13 protein-coding genes and 3 rRNA genes are annotated in these 17691 nt (G+C 66.8%); 2 read left to right on the top strand and 14 right to left on the bottom strand.

Features of this window, described 5'->3' with window-relative positions:
* Positions 1 to 116 precede the first annotated feature (116 nt).
* From ACSTA4_RS05800 to ACSTA4_RS05755, 10 genes are all read right to left on the bottom strand, one after another.
* Entirely contained in the window at positions 117 to 755 is a 639-nt protein-coding gene (locus ACSTA4_RS05800) for a class I SAM-dependent methyltransferase (RefSeq protein ID WP_444962675.1), read from the bottom strand.
* 255 nt (positions 756 to 1010) lie between these two features.
* Positions 1011 to 1126 (bottom strand): 5S ribosomal RNA (gene rrf, locus ACSTA4_RS05795).
* A gap of 94 nt (positions 1127 to 1220) precedes the next feature.
* Positions 1221 to 4318: ribosomal RNA gene (locus ACSTA4_RS05790) — 23S ribosomal RNA — on the bottom strand.
* A gap of 318 nt (positions 4319 to 4636) precedes the next feature.
* A 16S ribosomal RNA gene (locus ACSTA4_RS05785) occupies positions 4637 to 6169 on the bottom strand.
* The 16S, 23S and 5S rRNA genes sit together here, the layout of an rRNA operon.
* A 696-nt stretch (positions 6170 to 6865) precedes the next feature.
* Positions 6866 to 7471: an RdgB/HAM1 family non-canonical purine NTP pyrophosphatase gene (gene rdgB, locus ACSTA4_RS05780; RefSeq protein WP_444962674.1), complete on the bottom strand. Its 606-nt coding sequence runs from the start codon at positions 7469 to 7471 to the stop codon at positions 6866 to 6868.
* A 56-nt stretch (positions 7472 to 7527) separates the two neighbouring features.
* Positions 7528 to 8247 (bottom strand): ribonuclease PH, encoded by a 720-nt coding sequence (rph, locus tag ACSTA4_RS05775; RefSeq protein ID WP_013151440.1) that lies wholly within the window; start codon positions 8245 to 8247, stop codon positions 7528 to 7530.
* A 74-nt stretch (positions 8248 to 8321) separates the two neighbouring features.
* A complete protein-coding gene (locus tag ACSTA4_RS05770; protein WP_444962673.1) occupies positions 8322 to 9074 on the bottom strand; it encodes an MBL fold metallo-hydrolase in 753 nt (250 codons plus the stop codon).
* 347 nt (positions 9075 to 9421) lie between these two features.
* Positions 9422 to 10369, bottom strand: coding sequence for a PLP-dependent cysteine synthase family protein (locus tag ACSTA4_RS05765; protein WP_047868524.1), 948 nt, complete (start codon positions 10367 to 10369; stop codon positions 9422 to 9424).
* Between the two features lie 7 nt (positions 10370 to 10376).
* Positions 10377 to 10655 (bottom strand): MoaD family protein, encoded by a 279-nt coding sequence (locus ACSTA4_RS05760; protein ID WP_248773757.1) that lies wholly within the window; start codon positions 10653 to 10655, stop codon positions 10377 to 10379.
* A 95-nt stretch (positions 10656 to 10750) separates the two neighbouring features.
* Positions 10751 to 11185 carry a Mov34/MPN/PAD-1 family protein gene (locus ACSTA4_RS05755; RefSeq protein WP_017567443.1) on the bottom strand — a complete coding sequence of 145 codons (435 nt, stop codon included), beginning with the start codon at positions 11183 to 11185 and terminating at the stop codon, positions 10751 to 10753.
* A gap of 133 nt (positions 11186 to 11318) precedes the next feature.
* On the opposite strand from ACSTA4_RS05755, the gene ACSTA4_RS05750 reads away from it, so the two are divergent.
* Together ACSTA4_RS05750 and ACSTA4_RS05745 are read left to right on the top strand one after the other, a co-directional pair.
* On the top strand, positions 11319 to 12620 hold the full coding sequence (locus tag ACSTA4_RS05750) for a nicotinate phosphoribosyltransferase (RefSeq protein WP_444962672.1): 1302 nt from the start codon (positions 11319 to 11321) through the stop codon (positions 12618 to 12620).
* 133 nt (positions 12621 to 12753) lie between these two features.
* The gene (locus ACSTA4_RS05745; RefSeq protein ID WP_212641270.1) at positions 12754 to 13323 is read left to right on the top strand and encodes a nicotinamidase; all 570 of its coding nucleotides are present in this window, start codon (positions 12754 to 12756) and stop codon (positions 13321 to 13323) included.
* A gap of 50 nt (positions 13324 to 13373) precedes the next feature.
* Here the strand turns inward: ACSTA4_RS05745 and ACSTA4_RS05740 are convergent, their stop codons facing one another.
* From ACSTA4_RS05740 to ACSTA4_RS05725, 4 genes are all read right to left on the bottom strand, one after another.
* A complete protein-coding gene (locus tag ACSTA4_RS05740; protein WP_444962671.1) occupies positions 13374 to 14381 on the bottom strand; it encodes a tryptophan--tRNA ligase in 1008 nt (335 codons plus the stop codon).
* Between the two features lie 67 nt (positions 14382 to 14448).
* Positions 14449 to 15435, bottom strand: coding sequence for a zinc metalloprotease (locus ACSTA4_RS05735; protein ID WP_444964105.1), 987 nt, complete (start codon positions 15433 to 15435; stop codon positions 14449 to 14451).
* A 135-nt stretch (positions 15436 to 15570) separates the two neighbouring features.
* Entirely contained in the window at positions 15571 to 17295 is a 1725-nt protein-coding gene (locus ACSTA4_RS05730; RefSeq protein ID WP_248773752.1) for a DEAD/DEAH box helicase, read from the bottom strand.
* A gap of 158 nt (positions 17296 to 17453) precedes the next feature.
* Positions 17454 to 17684 (bottom strand): hypothetical protein, encoded by a 231-nt coding sequence (locus ACSTA4_RS05725; protein ID WP_248773751.1) that lies wholly within the window; start codon positions 17682 to 17684, stop codon positions 17454 to 17456.
* Between the last annotated feature and the right edge of the window lie 7 nt (positions 17685 to 17691).

Below are 17691 nucleotides of genomic sequence, written 5' to 3'. Positions count from 1 at the left end.
CTCCAGGCCACGATACCCGCCCGTAACCATGTCAAGTCCGAGCAGGTAAGCGTACTGTCACTTCTTACCCAAGGCTTACCCAGGGCAGTTGTGTATCGGAAAGACTGTTAGCCCGCTCACTTCTCCCGGGTGCGTTCGAGCACCCGCAGGGAGCCCACCGCGCGCATCTCCTCGAACTCCCCCGAGTCGAGGGCCTTCCGGTAGATGTTGTAGGGCGGCCGGCCGCCGTCCTCGGGGTTGGGGAACACGTCGTGGATGACGAGGGCCCCGCCGGGGGCGACGTGCGGACTCCAGCCAGCGTAGTCGTTCTGGGCGGCCTCCTCGCTGTGGCCGCCGTCGATGAAGACCATGCCGAGCGGGGTGCCCCAGACAGCCGCGACATCGGTGGACCGACCCACGAGCGCGATCACCTCGTCGTCCAGGCCCGCTTCGGTGATCGTGCGCCGGAAGTGCGGAAGGGTGTCGAACCTGCCCGTCGCCTCGTCCACCAGGGACGCGTCGTGGTACTCCCAGCCCTCCTGGTGTTCCTCCGAGCCCCGGTGGTGGTCGACCGTCAGGACCTTGGCCCCGGTGGCACGGGCGGCCGCGCCGAGGAAGATCGTGGACTTGCCGCAGTAGGTGCCGATCTCCACGATCGGCCCGACCCGGGCGTAGTCGACAGCGGTCTCGAAGAGGGCGGTGCCCTCGTCCGTGGGCATGAAACCCTTCGCGGCCTCCGCGGCGGTCAGAAGCGCTGAGGGGATTGTCTTCGTCATGCGGAAATTGTCCCACCGGCGAAAACAGAAACGGACAGTGGTTCGCGCGGGCGAACCATCATCTCTTGGAGGGAGCGGCTGGTTGTCCACAGCACGGGACAGGCTCTAGCCCTGCCCGGCCCGCATCCGGTTGACTGGAAACAAGGGGGGCCCACCCAAGCACCCACACCCCCACACACCCACCCCCACGTTCACAAACGCACAAACCCCAGCAAAAAAAGGGGGCCGCCCACAGGCGACCCCCTTCAAGAAAAACCGTGGCAGCGACCTACTCTCCCACCCCACCACAGGGCAGTACCATCAGCGCAAAGAGACTTAACGACCGGGTTCGGAAAGAGACCGGGTGTGACCCTCCAGCAATAACCACCACGGAAACCACACCGCCACGAACAACTCAACCCCTCACAGGGGAGCTATCCACGGCGAAACTCCGTGAAAAGTGTGCGCGAACATCCAATTATCTGCAGCGGACAAGCCCTCGGCCTATTAGTACCGGTCAGCTCCACCCCTCACAGGGCTTCCACACCCGGCCTATCAACCCCATCGTCTATAGGGAGCCTTACCCTCTCAAAGGAGGCAGGAGACCTCATCTCGAAGCAAGCTTCCCGCTTAGATGCTTTCAGCGGTTATCCCTCCCGAACGTAGCCAACCAGCCATGCCCTTGGCAGGACAACTGGCACACCAGAGGTTCGTCCGTCCCGGTCCTCTCGTACTAGGGACAGCCCTTCTCAAGTCTCCAACGCGCACAGCGGATAGGGACCGAACTGTCTCACGACGTTCTAAACCCAGCTCGCGTGCCGCTTTAATGGGCGAACAGCCCAACCCTTGGGACCAACTCCAGCCCCAGGATGCGACGAGCCGACATCGAGGTGCCAAACCATCCCGTCGATATGGACTCTTGGGGAAGATCAGCCTGTTATCCCCGGGGTACCTTTTAGCCGTTGAGCGACACCGCTTCCACACGCCGGTGCCGGATCACTAGTCCCAGCTTTCGCTCCTGCTCGACACGTCCGTCTCACAGTCAAGCTCCCTTGTGCACTTACACTCAACACCTGATTACCAACCAGGCTGAGGGAACCTTTGGGCGCCTCCGTTACTCTTTGGGAGGCAACCGCCCCAGTTAAACTACCCACCAGACACTGTCCCCGAACCGGATCACGGTCCAAAGTTAGATGCCCGAAACAGTCAGAGTGGTATTTCACCAACGCCTCCACCGCCACTAGCGTGACAGCTTCACCGGCTCCCACCTATCCTACACAAACCATCCCAAACACCAATGTCAAGCTATAGTGAAGGTCCCGGGGTCTTTCCGTCCTGCTGCGCGAAACGAGCATCTTTACTCGTAGTGCAATTTCACCGGGCCCATGGTTGAGACAGTGGGGAAGTCGTTACGCCATTCGTGCAGGTCGGAACTTACCCGACAAGGAATTTCGCTACCTTAGGATGGTTATAGTTACCACCGCCGTTTACTGGCGCTTAGATTCCCAGCTTCGCAGGGGCGAACCCCCACTAACCAGTCCTCTTAACGTTCCAGCACCGGGCAGGCGTCAGTCCGTATACAGCGTCTTACGACTTCGCACGGACCTGTGTTTTTAATAAACAGTCGCTTCCCCCCGCTATCTGCGACCCCACCCAGCTCAGGATGCAAGATCCGTCACCAGACAGGGCTCCCCTTCTCCCAAAGTTACGGGGACAATTTGCCGAGTTCCTTAACCATGGTTCACCCGAACGCCTCGGTATTCTCTACCTGACCACCTGCGTCGGTTTAGGGTACTGGCCACACACGAACTCGCTAGAGGCTTTTCTCGACAGCATGGGATCACTCACTTCACCAAAAACGGCTCGGCATCACGTCTCAACCTTCATGGTGTGCGGATTTGCCAACACACCGGCCTACACGCTTACCCCCGGACAACCACCGCCGGGTAGAGCTACCCTCCTGCGTCACCCCATCACTTACCTACTACAAGCTCGGTTCCCAGACCAACAACCAACCTCAACCCGAAGGTCGAAGAAGGAGTCAGCGTGGTTAGCATCACCTGATTCAGTACTGGACGCTCGTGCACGGGTACGGGAATATCAACCCGTTATCCATCGACTACGCCTGTCGGCCTCGCCTTAGGTCCAGACTCACCCTGGGCGGATTAACCTGCCCCAGGAACCCTTAGTCAATCGGCGGCAACGTTTCTCACGTTGCTTTCGCTACTCATGCCTGCATTCTCACTCGCACGCCCTCCACCACACGATCACTCGGCAGCTTCACCGGACGCACGACGCTCCCCTACCAACCCAAGAATCTAGTCTTGAGCTTCACAGCTTCGGCGGTGTGCTTTAGCCCCGCTACATTATCGGCGCAGAACCACTTGACCAGTGAGCTATTACGCACTCTTTAAAGGATGGCTGCTTCTAAGCCAACCTCCTGGTTGTCTCAGCAACTCCACAACCTTTCCCACTTAGCACACGCTTAGGGGCCTTAGCTGATGATCTGGGCTGTTTCCCTCTCGACTACGAAGCTTATCCCCCGCAGTCTCACTGCCGCGCTTCACTTCACCGGCATTCGGAGTTTGTCTGACGTCAGTAACCTTGTCGGGCCCATCAGCCAAACAGTAGCTCTACCTCCAGCAAGAAACACGCGACGCTGCACCTAAATGCATTTCGGGGAGAACCAGCTATCACGGAGTTTGATTGGCCTTTCACCCCTACCCACACCTCATCCCCCAGGTTTTCAACCCTGGTGGGTTCGGGCCTCCACGAGGTCTTACCCCCGCTTCACCCTGGACATGGGTAGATCACTCCGCTTCGGGTCCACAGCATGCGACTCAAACGCCCTATTCAGACTCGGTTTCCCTACGGCTACCCCACCCGGGTTAACCTCGCCACACACCATGACTCGCAGGCTCATTCTTCAAAAGGCACGCCATCACCAAACACGAAGTTCAGCTCTGACGGCTTGACAGCACACGGTTTCAGGTACTATTTCACGACCCCTCACCGGGGCACTTTTCACCTTTCCCTCACGGTACTAGTGCACTATCGGTCACCAGGACGTATTTTGGCTTAGCAGGTGGTCCTGCCAGATTCACACGGACTTTCACGGGCTCCGCGCTACTCGGGAATACATCCAACACCTAGGTTCTTCCTACACCTACGGGACTCTCACCCACTCCGGTACCGCTTCCCAACGGTTTCAGCTACAAGAACCACTCAGCGCTCTGGATCGGCAGACCCAGACAGACGCATCCCACAACCCCGCAAACGCAACGACTGCCGTCTATCACACGCCTACGGTTTAGCCTCTTCCCCGTTCGCTCACCACTACTAGGAGAATCACTGTTGTTTACTCTTCCTACGGGTACTGAGATGTTTCACTTCCCCGCGTCACCACCAACCACCCTATACATTCAGATGGCGGCAACCCGACACAACTCGGGCTAGGTTTCCCCATTCGGACACCCACGGATCACAGCTCGGTTGACAGCTCCCCGTGGCCTATCGCGGCCTCCCACGTCCTTCATCGGCGCCTGGTGCCAAGGCATCCACCGTGTGCCACTATCACTTGGCCACTACAGATAATAAGATGCTCGCGCACACTATTCACAAATCAAAACACCAACCGCATACCCCAACACCACTCACATCCTCAGCCACAACGGCAAGGAACCGAGAGTTCTCAGAGGCGGTCCGCGGGAACCAACACCCACTCCAAACCGGAGCAGAGGTTGTTTCCTCAGACACCCAACAGCGCGCCCCCGGACGCTTCTAGTCGCCCGAGGTCAAGTTCGATTCGTCTTTGAGCCATCCTGGATACTGCACGCAGCACCAGGTCCACTTTCGAGTCCGGCCGGCTGTAGAAGTAATGCCGACCTGTAAAGACTCCTTAGAAAGGAGGTGATCCAGCCGCACCTTCCGGTACGGCTACCTTGTTACGACTTCGTCCCAATCGCCAGCCCCACCTTCACTCACTCCCTCCCACAAGGGGTTAGGCCGCAAGTTTCGGGTGTTGCCGACTTTCATGACGTGACGGGCGGTGTGTACAAGGCCCGGGAACGTATTCACCGCGGCGTTGCTGATCCGCGATTACTAGCGACTCCACCTTCATGGGGTCGAGTTGCAGACCCCAATCCGAACTGAGACCGGCTTTTAGGGATTCGCTCCACCTTACGGTATCGCACGCCCATTGTACCGGCCATTGTAGCATGTTTGCAGCCCAAGACATAAGGGGCATGATGACTTGACGTCATCCCCACCTTCCTCCGAGTTGACCCCGGCAGTCTCCCATGAGTCCCCACCATTACGTGCTGGCAACATGGAACAAGGGTTGCGCTCGTTGCGGGACTTAACCCAACATCTCACGACACGAGCTGACGACAGCCATGCACCACCTGTCACCCGCCAACTAAATGACCTCACATCTCTGCGAGTCCACGGGTGATGTCAAACCTTGGTAAGGTTCTTCGCGTTGCGTCGAATTAAGCAACATGCTCCGCCGCTTGTGCGGGCCCCCGTCAATTCCTTTGAGTTTTAGCCTTGCGGCCGTACTCCCCAGGCGGGGCGCTTAATGCGTTAGCTACGGCGCGGAAACCGTGGAAAGTCCCCACACCTAGCGCCCAACGTTTACGGCATGGACTACCAGGGTATCTAATCCTGTTCGCTCCCCATGCTTTCGCTCCTCAGCGTCAGGTAAGGCCCAGAGACCCGCCTTCGCCACCGGTGTTCCTCCTGATATCTGCGCATTTCACCGCTACACCAGGAATTCCAGTCTCCCCTACCTACCTCTAGCATGCCCGTATCCACTGCAGAACCGGAGTTAAGCCCCGGTCTTTCACAGCAGACGTGACACGCCGCCTACGAGCTCTTTACGCCCAATAATTCCGGACAACGCTCGGACCCTACGTATTACCGCGGCTGCTGGCACGTAGTTAGCCGGTCCTTATTCCCCACCTACCGTCAACCCGAAGAGAACTTCGAGCCTGCGTTGGTGGTAAAAGAGGTTTACAACCCGAAGGCCGTCATCCCCCACGCGGCGTCGCTGCGTCAGGCTTTCGCCCATTGCGCAATATTCCCCACTGCTGCCTCCCGCAGGAGTCTGGGCCGTGTCTCAGTCCCAGTGTGGCCGGTCGCCCTCTCAGGCCGGCTACCCGTAATCGCCTTGGTAGGCCGTTACCCCACCAACAAGCTGATAGGCCGCGAGCCCATCCCTGACCGAAAAACTTTCCACCCTCCACCATGAGGTGGCGGGTCGTATCCGGTATTAGACGGCGTTTCCACCGCTTATCCCAGAGTCAGGGGCAGGTTGCTCACGTGTTACTCACCCGTTCGCCGCTCGTGTACCCCGAAGGGCCTTACCGCTCGACTTGCATGTGTTAAGCACGCCGCCAGCGTTCGTCCTGAGCCAGGATCAAACTCTCCATAAAGGTCACTCAACCCAACCCGGCTGTGAGGCCTGGGTGGGTAAACCTAGAAGTAATCCTGACCAACCGGGTTACCCCGGCTAATCAAAGGAACCTCCGCACACGAACCGGGATGGTTCTGTGTGACGGGGCCAAAACAAACATGGCTTAAAGAAAATCAAACACGCGCTGTTGAGTTCTCAAGAAACAACAGCTCTTCGCTTACAAGCCCACTCGATGAGAGTGTCGCTTTTCCGCCGAAGGCGTTGTGCGTTTCCGCTTTGTTGTGTCTTTACTTTATCAGGTGTTCCGCGCCCCGCCAAATCGGCGGTTTCTGCGAAATTGCACCGGATCAAGAAGACCGGTTCCTCTTTCGAGGCAACTCCCCGAGCCTACATGCCCCGAGCACATGCTCGAACCATCGAAGCTCTGGAGAGAAGGTCAGGACAGCGGTCCGGTTCCGAGTCAACCCCGTGGGGTGTCTCGCCGTCCCGCAGCGACCCGATCGAGTTTAGGCAACCTCAGCGGCGGCGTCAAATCCGCCTGGACTCGGAGGGGACTCCAGTCCGGGGCCTGGTCGTTCGTCGGCTTGCTTGTCGTCTGTCACTGACCCTTCCCGGGGCCCGCGGGCCCAAACATGGGAGGTCGAGATTTTCCGTCCCCGGGGCGGGGCCGCCCCGGGGACGGGGCCGACGTGGCCCCCGGAACACGTCCGGGGCCTCAGAGGATGTCCGCCAGCTCCCGGGCGAGCTCGCGGAAGGCGATCCCCCGGTGGCTGATCGCGTTCTTCTCCTCAGGGGACAGCTCCGCCGTGGTGCGGCTCTCCCCCTCGGGGACGAACACCGGGTCGTACCCGAAGCCGTTCTCCCCGCGGCGCTCGCGCACCAGACGGCCGCGCAGCACGCCCTCGGCGACGGCCTCGGTCCCGTCCGGCATCACCAGCACCGCCGCGCACACGAACGCGGCGCCCCTGCGCTCGGCCGGGGTGTCGGCCATCTGGTCCAGGACCAGGTCCAGGTTGGCCCGGTCCTGGTCGCCCGCGCCGAAGCGGCCGGCCCAGCGCGCGGACAGCACTCCGGGCATCCCGCGCAGTTCGTCCACGGCGATGCCGGAGTCGTCGGCGACGGCGGGCAGCCCGGTGTGCTCGGCGATGGCCCGCGCCTTGAGCAGCGCGTTGCCCAGGAAGGTCGCCTCGGTCTCGGGCACCTCCGGCGCGTCCGGGAAGGCGTCGAGGGAGAGCACCTCCGCCTCCACCCCGGCGTCGGCCAGGATGGCCCGCATCTCCGGAACCTTCTTCGCGTTGCGCGTGGCCAGGACGATCTTCACGGTTCCCCCTCCCCGGGGCACACCGCCGGTACGGGCACCGGCCCGTGGGGTGGCGGTCACTCCGATAGTGCCTTCTTCTGGATCGCGGTCAGTTCCCCGCAGCCGGAGACCGCGAGGTCGAGCAGTTGGTTGAGCAGGTCCCGGTCGAAGGGGGCGCCCTCGGCGGTGCCCTGCACCTCGATGAACTTGCCGTCGCCGGTGATGACGACGTTCATGTCGGTGTCGGCGACCGAGTCCTCCAGGTAGTTCAGGTCCAGCCGGGGCTGGCCCTGGACCACGCCGACGCTGACCGCGGCCAGGGAGCCCGTCAGCGGGTTGTTCTTGAGCTTGCGGCGCTTGCGCAGCCACTTCATCGCGTCGGCGAGCGCCACGTAGGCGCCGGTGATCGCGGCGGTGCGGGTGCCGCCGTCGGCCTGGAGCACGTCGCAGTCCAGCGTGATGGTGTGCTCGCCCATCGCCTTGAAGTCCACGACGGCGCGCAGGGAGCGGCCGACCAGGCGGGAGATCTCGTGGGTGCGGCCGCCGATCTTGCCGCGGACCGACTCGCGGGAGCCGCGGGTGTCGGTGGAGCGGGGCAGCATCGCGTACTCGGCGGTGACCCACCCCTCGCCGGTGCCCCGGCGCCAGCGCGGGACGCCGTCCTCGACGCTGGCGGCGCACAGCACGCGGGTGTCCCCGAACTCGACGAGTACGGAGCCTTCCGCGTGGCGGAGCCAGTTGCGGGTGATGGTCACAGGGCGGAGTTGGGTCGGAACGCGTCCGTCAGGTCGGGCCATGGACAAGAGCGTATATCCGTGGAGTGCCCCGCGGTGCTGGAGTGCGCGACCGCGCGGCCGACCCCCGTCCCCGGTCAGCCGCCGACCGTGTGCACCTGGCCGCTGCGGGCCAGGCCGATGGGCCCGTCGTAGGTGGAGCGCGCCTCGGTGAGGGTGACGTCGTCGTCGTTCCACGGCACCAGGTGGGTCAGCAGCAGGCTGCGGGCGCGGGCCCGGCTGGCGTGTTCGCCCGCCTCGCTGCCCGTCAGGTGCATGTCCTTGGGGTGGTCGAGGTGGTCCTGGAAGGCGGCCTCGCACAGGAACAGGTCGGTGTCGGCGGCCAGGTCCACCAGGGAGTCGCACACCCCGGTGTCGCCGGAGTAGGCCATGGAGGCGCCGCCGTGCTCCAGGCGGATGCCGAAGGCCTCCACCGGGTGGTTGACGTGGTCGACACGGGCCTGGAAGGGGCCGATCCGGAACGGGCCGGGGGAGAGCTCGTGGAACTCGAACACCTCGGTCATGCCCGGGTCGGGCTCCAGACCGTAGGCTTCGGCCATCCGCTGGGCCACGCCCGCGGGCCCGTAGACCGGGATGCGGGGTTTGGCGCCGCCAGGGTGGTAGGCCCTGGCCACCCAGTACGAGCACAGGTCGAAGCAGTGGTCGGCGTGCAGGTGGCTCAGGTAGACGGCGTCGACGGAGTAGATGTCGACGTGCCGCTGGAGAGTTCCGAGCGCGCCGTTGCCCATGTCGAGCAGGAGGCGGTAGCCGTCCGCTTCGAGCATGTAGGAGGAAGCCGGGCTGTCCGGCCCGGGGAAGCTCCCCGAGGACCCGATAATCGTGAGTCGCACGTCGTCGTCGCCTTCTCGATGGGCCGCGCGGCGTCCGTGGCACTCCCGCCGAGAGTCTGTGCGGAGTGCGGATGGCGGCTGGTTCTGCGGATGTCCCGTTGTTACGGGTGTACCCCAATGCCCGCCCGGGTGGTACAAAATGTGGCCCGCGTCTCACGCGACCTCGATCACGTGTGAATTTTTCACACCGCTTGACGACGTATGTCTTGTTTGTTCGAGGCGTGTTTCCACGGTGTTCAGAACGGCGCGGAGGCCGGCACCCGAAGGTGCCGGCCTCCACCGGGCCCGGACCGCCGCTCCCGTACGGGTCGCGGCGGACGCCGGGCGGGTCGTCCAGACCCCGGAGCTCAGGCCCAGAGTTGGCCGTCGAGGCGTTCCTCGGCCTCCTCCAGCGTGCCCTCGTAGGCGCCGGTGGACAGGTACTTCCACCCGGCGTCGGCGATGACGAACGCGATGTCGGCGCTCTCCCCCGCCTTCTCGGCCTTGCGGGCCATGCCCAGCGCGGCGTGCAGGGCGCCGCCGGTGGAGACTCCCGCGAAGATGCCCTCCTTGTCCAGGAGTTCCCGGGTCCGCCTGAGGGCGGCTTCGGAGGGCACGGAGAAGCGGGTGGTGAGCACGGACTCGTCGTAGAGCTCGGGCACGAACCCCTCGTCGAGGTTGCGCAGCCCGTACACCAGCTCGCCGTACCGGGGCTCGGCCGCCACGATCTGCACGTCGGGCCGGTGTTCCCGCAGGTAGCGGCCCACGCCCATGAGGGTGCCGGTGGTGCCCAGCCCCGCCACGAAGTGGGTGATCCCCGGGAGGTCGGCGAGGATCTCGGGCCCGGTGGTCTCGTAGTGGGCCCGGGCGTTGGCCGGGTTGCCGTACTGGTAGAGCATCACCCAGTCGGGGTGGGCCGCGGCCATCTCCTTGGCGACGCGGACGGCCTCGTTGGAGCCGCCCGCGGCTTCGGAGAAGTGGACCTCGGCGCCCCACATGGCCAGCAGCTGCTTGCGCTCGGCGGAGGTGTTCTCCGGCATGACGCAGACCATGCGGTAGCCGCGCAGCTTGGCGACCATGGCCAGCGAGATGCCGGTGTTCCCCGACGTCGGCTCCAGGATGGTGCACCCCGGGGAGAGCAGCCCGTCCTTCTCGGCCTGTTCGATCATGAAGAACGCGGCGCGGTCCTTGATCGAGCCGGTGGGGTTGCGGTCCTCCAGTTTCGCCCAGAGCCGGACCTGCGGCGAGGGCGAGAGCCGGGGCAGGCCGACGAGCGGCGTGCCGCCGAGGGAGTCGAGCAGGGAGTCGTAGCGCATGTGCGGCCTAGCGGCTTCCGCCGGCCACGGCCGGCAGGATCGTCACGTTGTCGCCGTCGGAGAGCTCGGCCTCCAGACCGCCGACGAAGCGCACGTCCTCGTCGTTGAGGTAGACGTTGACGAAGCGGCGCAGCTTGCCGTCGGCCACCAGGCGCTCGGCGATGCCGGGGTAGCGGCTGTCCAGGTCGGCGAACAGCTTGCCGAGGGTGTCGCCGGACCCCTCGACGACCTTGGCGTCGCCGGTCAGGTTGCGCAGGATGGTCGGAATGCGGACCTCGATGGCCATGAGGGTTTCTCCGTTAGCGGTCGTTGGTGTGCGTTCATTGCCAACAGGGGGCGCGCGGTGCCCATTCCTGGGCGCCGCCCGGTGTGGTGTGGAACCTAAGGGGCGGTCGCGGCGCCGTCGCCGGGCCCGGTGACCTCCACCGGTTCCTCGGTGACCTGGCCGTCGACGATCCGGTAGGAGCGGAACTCGACGGTGTCGGGCTCGCGCGTGGACACGAGCACGTAGTGGGCGCCCGGCTCGGACGCGTAGGAGACGTCGGTGCGCGAGGGGTAGGCCTCGGTCGCGGTGTGGGAGTGGTAGATCACGACGGGTTCCTCGTCGCGGTCGTCCATCTCCCGCCAGACCTTGAGCTGTTCGAGGGAGTCGAACCGGTAGAAGGTCGGCGACCGTTCGGCGTTGACCATCTCGACGAGGCGTTCGGGGCTGTCGGAGCCCTCGGGTCCGGCCACGACGCCGCACGCCTCGTCCGGGTGGTCGCGGCGGGCGTGTGCGACGATCCTGTCGTAGATCGCGCGATCAATCCTCAGCATGCTCACCAGGGTACCTACATCTGGTTCCCTACCAACCAAATGGGTATTGTTGGCGAACGCCGAGGCCGCGGCGGCCAGGTGCTGGTGGGGGCGACCTCGTCCGTCCCACCCGGCACGGATTAGGCTCGTGCGCATGAGCGAGGACAGCAGCAGCGCGCTGCTCACCGACCACTACGAACTGACGATGCTCCAAGGGGCGCTGCACAGCGGCGCCGCCGCCCGTCACTCGGTGTTCGAGATGTTCGCCCGACGGCTGCCGGAGGGGCGCAGGTACGGGGTCGTGGCCGGAACGGGCCGCTTCCTGGAGCTGCTGGAGCGGTTCCGGTTCGGCACGGAGGAACTCGACTTCCTGTCCGACAACGGGGTCGTGGACGAGCGCACCGTGGAGTGGCTGGCCGACTACCGGTTCTCGGGCAACGTGTGGGGCTACGGCGAGGGCGAGGCCTACTTCCCCGGCTCGCCGATCCTGGTGGTGGAGGCCTCCTTCGCCGAGGCCGTGCTCCTGGAGACGCTGGCCCTGTCGGTGTACAACCACGACAGCGCGATCGCCTCGGCCGCGACGCGGATGGCGGTGGCGGCGGGCGGTCGGCCGCTGATCGAGATGGGTTCGCGGCGCACGCACGAGCGGTCCGCGGTCGCCGCGGCCCGCGCCGCCTACGTCGCGGGGTTCGCCACCTCCTCCAACCTGGAGGCCGGGCGCTCCCACGGCGTGCCCACCGGTGGAACGGCCGCGCACGCGTTCACTCTGCTGCACGACAGCGAGCGGCACGCGTTCAAGGCGCAGCTGGAGTCCCTGGGCGAGGGGACGACCCTGCTGGTGGACACCTACGACGTGGAGCGCGCGGTGCGCACCGCCGTGGAGCTGGCCGGGCCCGGGCTGGGCGCGGTGCGGATCGACTCGGGCGACCTGGCCGCCCACGCCGGGCGCGTGCGGGCGCAGCTGGACTCCCTGGGCGCGACGGACACCCGCATCGTGGTGACCGGGGACCTGGACGAGCACTCCATCCAGGCCCTGGCGGTGGCGCCGGTGGACGGCTACGGGGTGGGTACCTCCCTGGTGACCGGTTCGGGCGCGCCGACGGTGTCCCTGGTGTACAAGCTGGTGGCGCGGGCGCGCGGTCTGGAGGAGGACGCACCGCTGGAGCCGGTGGCCAAGCGCTCGGTGGGCAAGCCGAGCCGGGGCGGGCGCAAGTGGGCGTCGCGGCGGCTGGACGACAAGGGGACGGCCGTGTCCGAGGACGTCTACCCCCACCCTCCGTCCCCGCAGGTGGGAACGCGCCCGCTGCTGCGGCCCCTGGTCGCCGACGGCGTGGTGGTGGGCCACGAGAGCGTGCACGAGGCCCGGGAGCGACACCGGGCGGCGGTGGCGGAACTGCCCGAGGAAGCCCTGCGGATGTCGCGCGGCGAGGCCGCGCTGCCGACGGTGTTCCACTAGAGGATGACGCGTGAGGGCCCGCGCACCGGCGAACGGCCGGCCGGGTGACCTCCGACACGGGGGTCGGCGCGGGTCGGACCGGCGGTGGTACACGGACCCGGGCGGATCCGACGACAAGGAAAGGGGTGCCGCTGTGAGGGCGCTCATCGTGGTGGACGTGCAGAAGGACTTCTGCGAGGGAGGCAACCTGGGGGTGGCGGGCGGGGCCAGCACCGCGGCCGCCGTCACCGAGTACGCCCGTGCGAGCGACTACGACCACGTGGTGGCCACGCGCGACTTCCACATCGACCCGGGGAAGCACTTCTCGGAGGAGCCCGACTTCGTGGACAGCTGGCCGCGCCACTGCGAGGCGGGCACGCCCGGGGTGGAGTTCCACCCCGGCTTCGACGCCTCGCTGGCCGAGGAGGTCTTCGACAAGGGGCACTACACGGCCGCCTACAGCGGTTTCGAGGGCGTGACCGGGGAGGGCGGGGTCACGCTGGGTTCGTGGCTGCGCGAGCGCGGCGTGGACGAGGTGGACGTGGTGGGCATCGCCATGGACCACTGCGTGAAGGCGACCGCCCTGGACGCGGTGGCCGAGGGCCTGCGCACGCGGGTGCTGCTCGGGCTGACCGCCGGGGTGTCGCGCCCGACCGTGGACGCGGCGCTGGAGCGGCTGCGCGAGGCGGGCGTGGAGCTGGAGGGCGAGCCGCTGGTCGGCTGAGGCCCCGTCCGGGGGCCGGGGGCGGCGGCGCGCGCCGCCGCCCCCGCGTGTCAGACGACGCCGACGGCGGCGCGCACGCGCTCCAGGACGGCGCGGGCGCGCTCGCGGGCGCGCTCGGACCCGGCCGCCAGGACGGCGTCGATCCGGGCCGGGTCGGCCATCAGCTCCTCGTAGCGCTCCCGCTTGGGGCCCAGTTCGGCGTTGATCGCCTCGAACAGCTCGTTCTTGAGGTCGCCCCAGCCCATGCCGCCCGCCTCCAGGCGCTTGCGCACCTCGGAGACCTTCTGGGCGTCGGCGAAGTGCGTGAGCAGCTGGAAGGGCACCGAGCTGTCGGGGTCCTTGGGGTCCTCGACCGGCGTGGAGTCGGTGGGGATGCGGCGCACGGCCTTCTTGAGCTTGTTCTCAGGCAGGAAGAGCGGGATGTGGTTGTCGTAGGACTTGCTCATCTTGCGGCCGTCGACGCCGGGCAGGATGCTCGCGTCGCTGTCGTCGATGACGCCCTTGGGGACGGGGAAGCTGTAGGCCCCGCCGAAGCGGTGGTTGAAGTACCCGGCGATGTCGGCGGTGTACTCGATGTGCTGGGACTGGTCGCGGCCCACGGGGACGTGGGTGCCCTCCATGACGAGGATGTCGGCGGCCATGAGGATGGGGTAGTTGTACAGCCCCATGTTGATCCCGGCGTCCAGGTCGGTGATCCCGGCCTCGTTGTTGCGGTCGCGGGCGGCCTTGTAGGCGTGCGCGCGGTTCATGAGGCCCTTGGGGGTCAGGGCGCTCAGGATGGTGGTGAGCTCGAAGGTCTCGGGCACCCGGGACTGCTGGTAGACGATCGTCCGCTCGGGGTCGAGCCCGCACGCGAGCCAGGTGGCAGCGCCTGACCGGATGCTGTGGCGGAGCTCGTCGGCGTCCTTGATCGTGTTGAGCGCGTGGTAGTCGGCGATGAAGTAGTAGGTGTCGTAGGCCGTGGACGCGCTCAGGGCGGGCTTGATCGCGCCGATGTAGTTGCCCAGGTGGAAGTCGCCGGTGGGCTTGATCCCGGTCAGGTACGTGTTCGCTGCCATGGGACCAAGCCTAGCGGCGGCCGGGCCCGCGCACGGTCCCGGCCACGCGCCGCGGGGCGCCGCCGCGTCAGGCGCGGAAGGCCGCCCAGTGCTCGACCATGCGCGCGGCCTGGCCCTCGGTGAAGTGGGTCATGCAGGCGTCGTCGCTGTAGTTCATGAAGTTGGTGACGGGGTCCTCACCCTCCTGCTCGGGGCAGGTGTCGCGGCCCTCGGGGCAGCCGGAGGCGGCCTCGCGCTCGTAGGCGGTGTCGTCCACGTAGTCGCCGGGCGAGGAGCAGCCGTTCTGGAAGGTGTGGAAGAGCCCGAGCCAGTGGCCCACCTCGTGGGTACCGGTGTGGCCGAGGTTGAACCGGTCGCGGTCGCCGCCGGGCAGGGTGTCGTGGGAGATCACCACGCCGTCCTGTTCGGGCGCGTCCTCGTAGTCCTGGGGGAAGGAGGAGTAGCCGAGCAGGCCGGTGCCCAGGTTCGAGGTGTAGATGTTGAGGGTCGCCGCGTCACCCTGGCGCAGTTCGGCGTGGACGGTGTCGCGGTGTTCGGCGAAGCTGGTGAACCACTCGTCGTTGGTGGTGCGGGTGACCTCGCTGAGCTCGAAGCGGAAGCCGGTGTCGGTGGGTGCGGCGGTGCCCGCGTCCCCTGCCCGGCGGGCCGCCTCGGCGGCCTGGGCCGGGTCCGCGGCGGTGTCGCCGCCGTAGGCGGCGTTGAGGACGTCGATCTGCCGTTGGACGCGTTCGTCGCTGACCTCGCCGCGGCCGTCCTCGGCGGAGATGACGTGCACCACGACCGGGACGGTGTGGGGCGGCTGGAGCTCCTGTCCCCGCAGGGGCACGAGCGCCTCCTGGAGCTGCTGTTCGTACAGGGCCGCCTGACGCGGCGTCACCTCGCTGCCGCCGGTGGGCCGACCGGCCGCGTCCGGGTCGGTGACCCTGGCGGCGCCGGGCAGGCAGGGCTCCAGCGGTTCGGACTCCCCCTGCGCCGACTGGGCGCGCGGGGAGTCGGTCGCTACGCTGCCGGGCGCCGTGACCGTGACCATTCCGGCCAGGGCGAACCCGCACATCAGCAGTCCGGTGCAGAGCGCGGCTGAGCCGCCGCGAGGGCTGTGTCCGCTCATCTCACACAAGGTAATGAAGCGGACACGAAGGGCTTATGGGACATGCGCGAGCTTGCGAAGTGTTTGCCCGTTTCGGGTGGTCTACCGCCCGCCGACGGCCCAGACGCGGATCTTGGCGATCCGCTCGCGGATCTGCGTCGGGGTGGCCTGCGCGACGGGCGGCCCGCCGCAGGCGCGGCGCAGCTCGTTGTGGATCACCCCGTGCGGCTTGCCGGTGCGGTGGTGCCAGGCGCCCACGAGGCCGCTCAGCTCGCGGCGCAGGTCGGCCAGGACCTGGTGGGTGGGCCCGTCCTCCTCGGCGGGCTCCTCCACCTTGCGGGCCTTGATCTCGCTCGCCTTGAGGTCGGCCTTGCGCTTGCGCAGGAGCTGGGAGACCTGCTGCGGGTCGAGCAGGCCGGGCAGGCCCAGGAAGTCCTCCTCCTCAGTGGAGCCCGGCGCGCCGCCGTACTCGGCCCCGTCGTAGAGGGCGCGGTCGAACTCCGCCGCCGACTCCATGGTCTCGAAGGGCAGTTCCTCCCCGGCGTCGGGGGTGTCCCGCTTCTTGTTGGCCTCCCGGAGCAGGTCCTCCTCCGGGTACTCGTCGCCCTCCCCCGGGGTCCGGTCGAGTACGTGGTCGCGCTCGCGCTCCATCTCGCCCGCGTACTCCAACAGGGTGGGCACGGAGGGCAGGAAGACCGAGGCGACCTCGCCGCGCTGGCGCACGCGCACGAAACGGCCGATGGCCTGGGCGAAGAACAGCGCGGTGCTGGTGGAGGTGGCGTACACGCCCACCATCAGCCGGGGCACGTCCACTCCCTCGGAGACCATGCGCACCGCGACCATCCAGCGGTCGTCGCCCGCGGCGAACCGGGAGATCTTCTTGGAGGCCCCGGGGTCGTCGGACAGGATGACCGTGGCGCCCTTGCCGGTGATCTGGCGCAGGATGCGTGAGTAGGCGCGGGCGTTCTCGTGGTCGCTGGCGATGACCAGGGCCCCCGCGTCGGGGTGGGTCTTGCGGACCTCGGTCAGGCGGCGGTCGGCGGCCTGGAGCACCCGCTTGATCCAGTCGCCCTTGGGGTCCAGGGCGGCCCGCCACGCCTGGGAGAGCGCGTCCTGGGTGAGGGGTTCGCCCAGCCTGGCGGCGAGCTCGTCGCCCGCGCGGGTGCGCCAGCGCATCTCACCGGAGTAGGCCATGAAGATGACGGGGCGCACGACCCCGTCGGACAGGGCGGGCCCGTACCCGTAGCTGTAGTCCCAGGAGCAGCGGCGAACCCCGGCGCTGTCCTGGACGTAGTCGACGAAGGGGATGGGGTTGATGTCGGACCGGAACGGGGTTCCGGTCAGGGAGAGGCGGCGCCCCGCCGGGTCGAAGGCCTCACGGGCCGCGTCGCCCCAGGACAGGGCGTCCCCGGCGTGGTGCACCTCGTCGAAGATGACGAGGGTCTTGCGCGCCTCGGTCCGGTTGCGGTGCAGCATCGGGTGGGCGGCGACCTGGGCGTAGGTGACGGCCACGCCGACGTACTGGCGGCCCAGGGCGCCCTGCCCGTTGCGGAAGTCGGGGTCGATGGCGATGCCGAACCGGGCGGCCGCCTCGGCCCACTGCTTCTTGAGGTGGTCGGTGGGGCACACGATGGTGATGGCGCGCACCGTATGCCGCTGGAGGAGTTCGCTGGCCAGGGTGAGGGCGAAGGTGGTCTTGCCCGCACCGGGGGTGGCCACGGCGAGGAAGTCCCGCGGTTCCCGGCGGAAGTACTCCTCGAACGCCTCCCGCTGCCATGCGCGGAGGCCTCTGAGCCGGTCCTCCGTCGTGGTCTGCGTCACCGTCATGCTGCGAACCGTCCCCCGTTAATCACCCCCACGAGGTTAGCGGGCACCGTGGACCGTTCCGGGAGGCAGGCCAGTGGCGCCGCGCACACGGCGTGTCCCGGCCGCCCGGAAGGCCGCCGGTTCCCGCCGGTCGCCCCGTCGTCCACACGCGTCCCGGATTACCCGGACGCCCCGTCCGTCCCCGCTTCCCCGCCGCCCCCGGACTCCGCGCCGCTCCCGGTCTGGGAGCCCTCCACGTCGACGGCGCCGTCGTTGAAGGGCATGTGCGGCGAGATCGCCGGGAAGGCGAAGAACCACAGCAGCAGGGCGGCGCCCACCACCAGTCCGAGCGCCAGGATGAGCTTGGAGACCCACGGGCCGGGCAGGACACGCCAGATCAGACCGTACATTCGCGTT

Source organism: Nocardiopsis sp. M1B1 (assembly GCF_052466615.1).
The sequence above is the reverse complement of the archived record's forward strand: the minus strand, read 5'-3'. Positions and strand labels throughout refer to the sequence as shown.

Coding starts and splice junctions, on each gene's coding strand:
- rph (WP_013151440.1), bottom strand. CDS start 8,247: ATGGCCCGACCTGACGGACGCGTTCCGACCCAACTCCGCCCTGTGACC.
- ACSTA4_RS05725 (WP_248773751.1), bottom strand. CDS start 17,684: ATGTACGGTCTGATCTGGCGTGTCCTGCCCGGCCCGTGGGTCTCCAAG.
- ACSTA4_RS05735 (WP_444964105.1), bottom strand. CDS start 15,435: ATGTGCGGGTTCGCCCTGGCCGGAATGGTCACGGTCACGGCGCCCGGC.
- ACSTA4_RS05760 (WP_248773757.1), bottom strand. CDS start 10,655: ATGGCCATCGAGGTCCGCATTCCGACCATCCTGCGCAACCTGACCGGC.
- ACSTA4_RS05800 (WP_444962675.1), bottom strand. CDS start 755: ATGACGAAGACAATCCCCTCAGCGCTTCTGACCGCCGCGGAGGCCGCG.
- ACSTA4_RS05765 (WP_047868524.1), bottom strand. CDS start 10,369: ATGCGCTACGACTCCCTGCTCGACTCCCTCGGCGGCACGCCGCTCGTC.
- ACSTA4_RS05755 (WP_017567443.1), bottom strand. CDS start 11,185: ATGCTGAGGATTGATCGCGCGATCTACGACAGGATCGTCGCACACGCC.
- ACSTA4_RS05750 (WP_444962672.1), top strand. CDS start 11,319: ATGAGCGAGGACAGCAGCAGCGCGCTGCTCACCGACCACTACGAACTG.
- ACSTA4_RS05730 (WP_248773752.1), bottom strand. CDS start 17,295: ATGACGGTGACGCAGACCACGACGGAGGACCGGCTCAGAGGCCTCCGC.
- ACSTA4_RS05740 (WP_444962671.1), bottom strand. CDS start 14,381: ATGGCAGCGAACACGTACCTGACCGGGATCAAGCCCACCGGCGACTTC.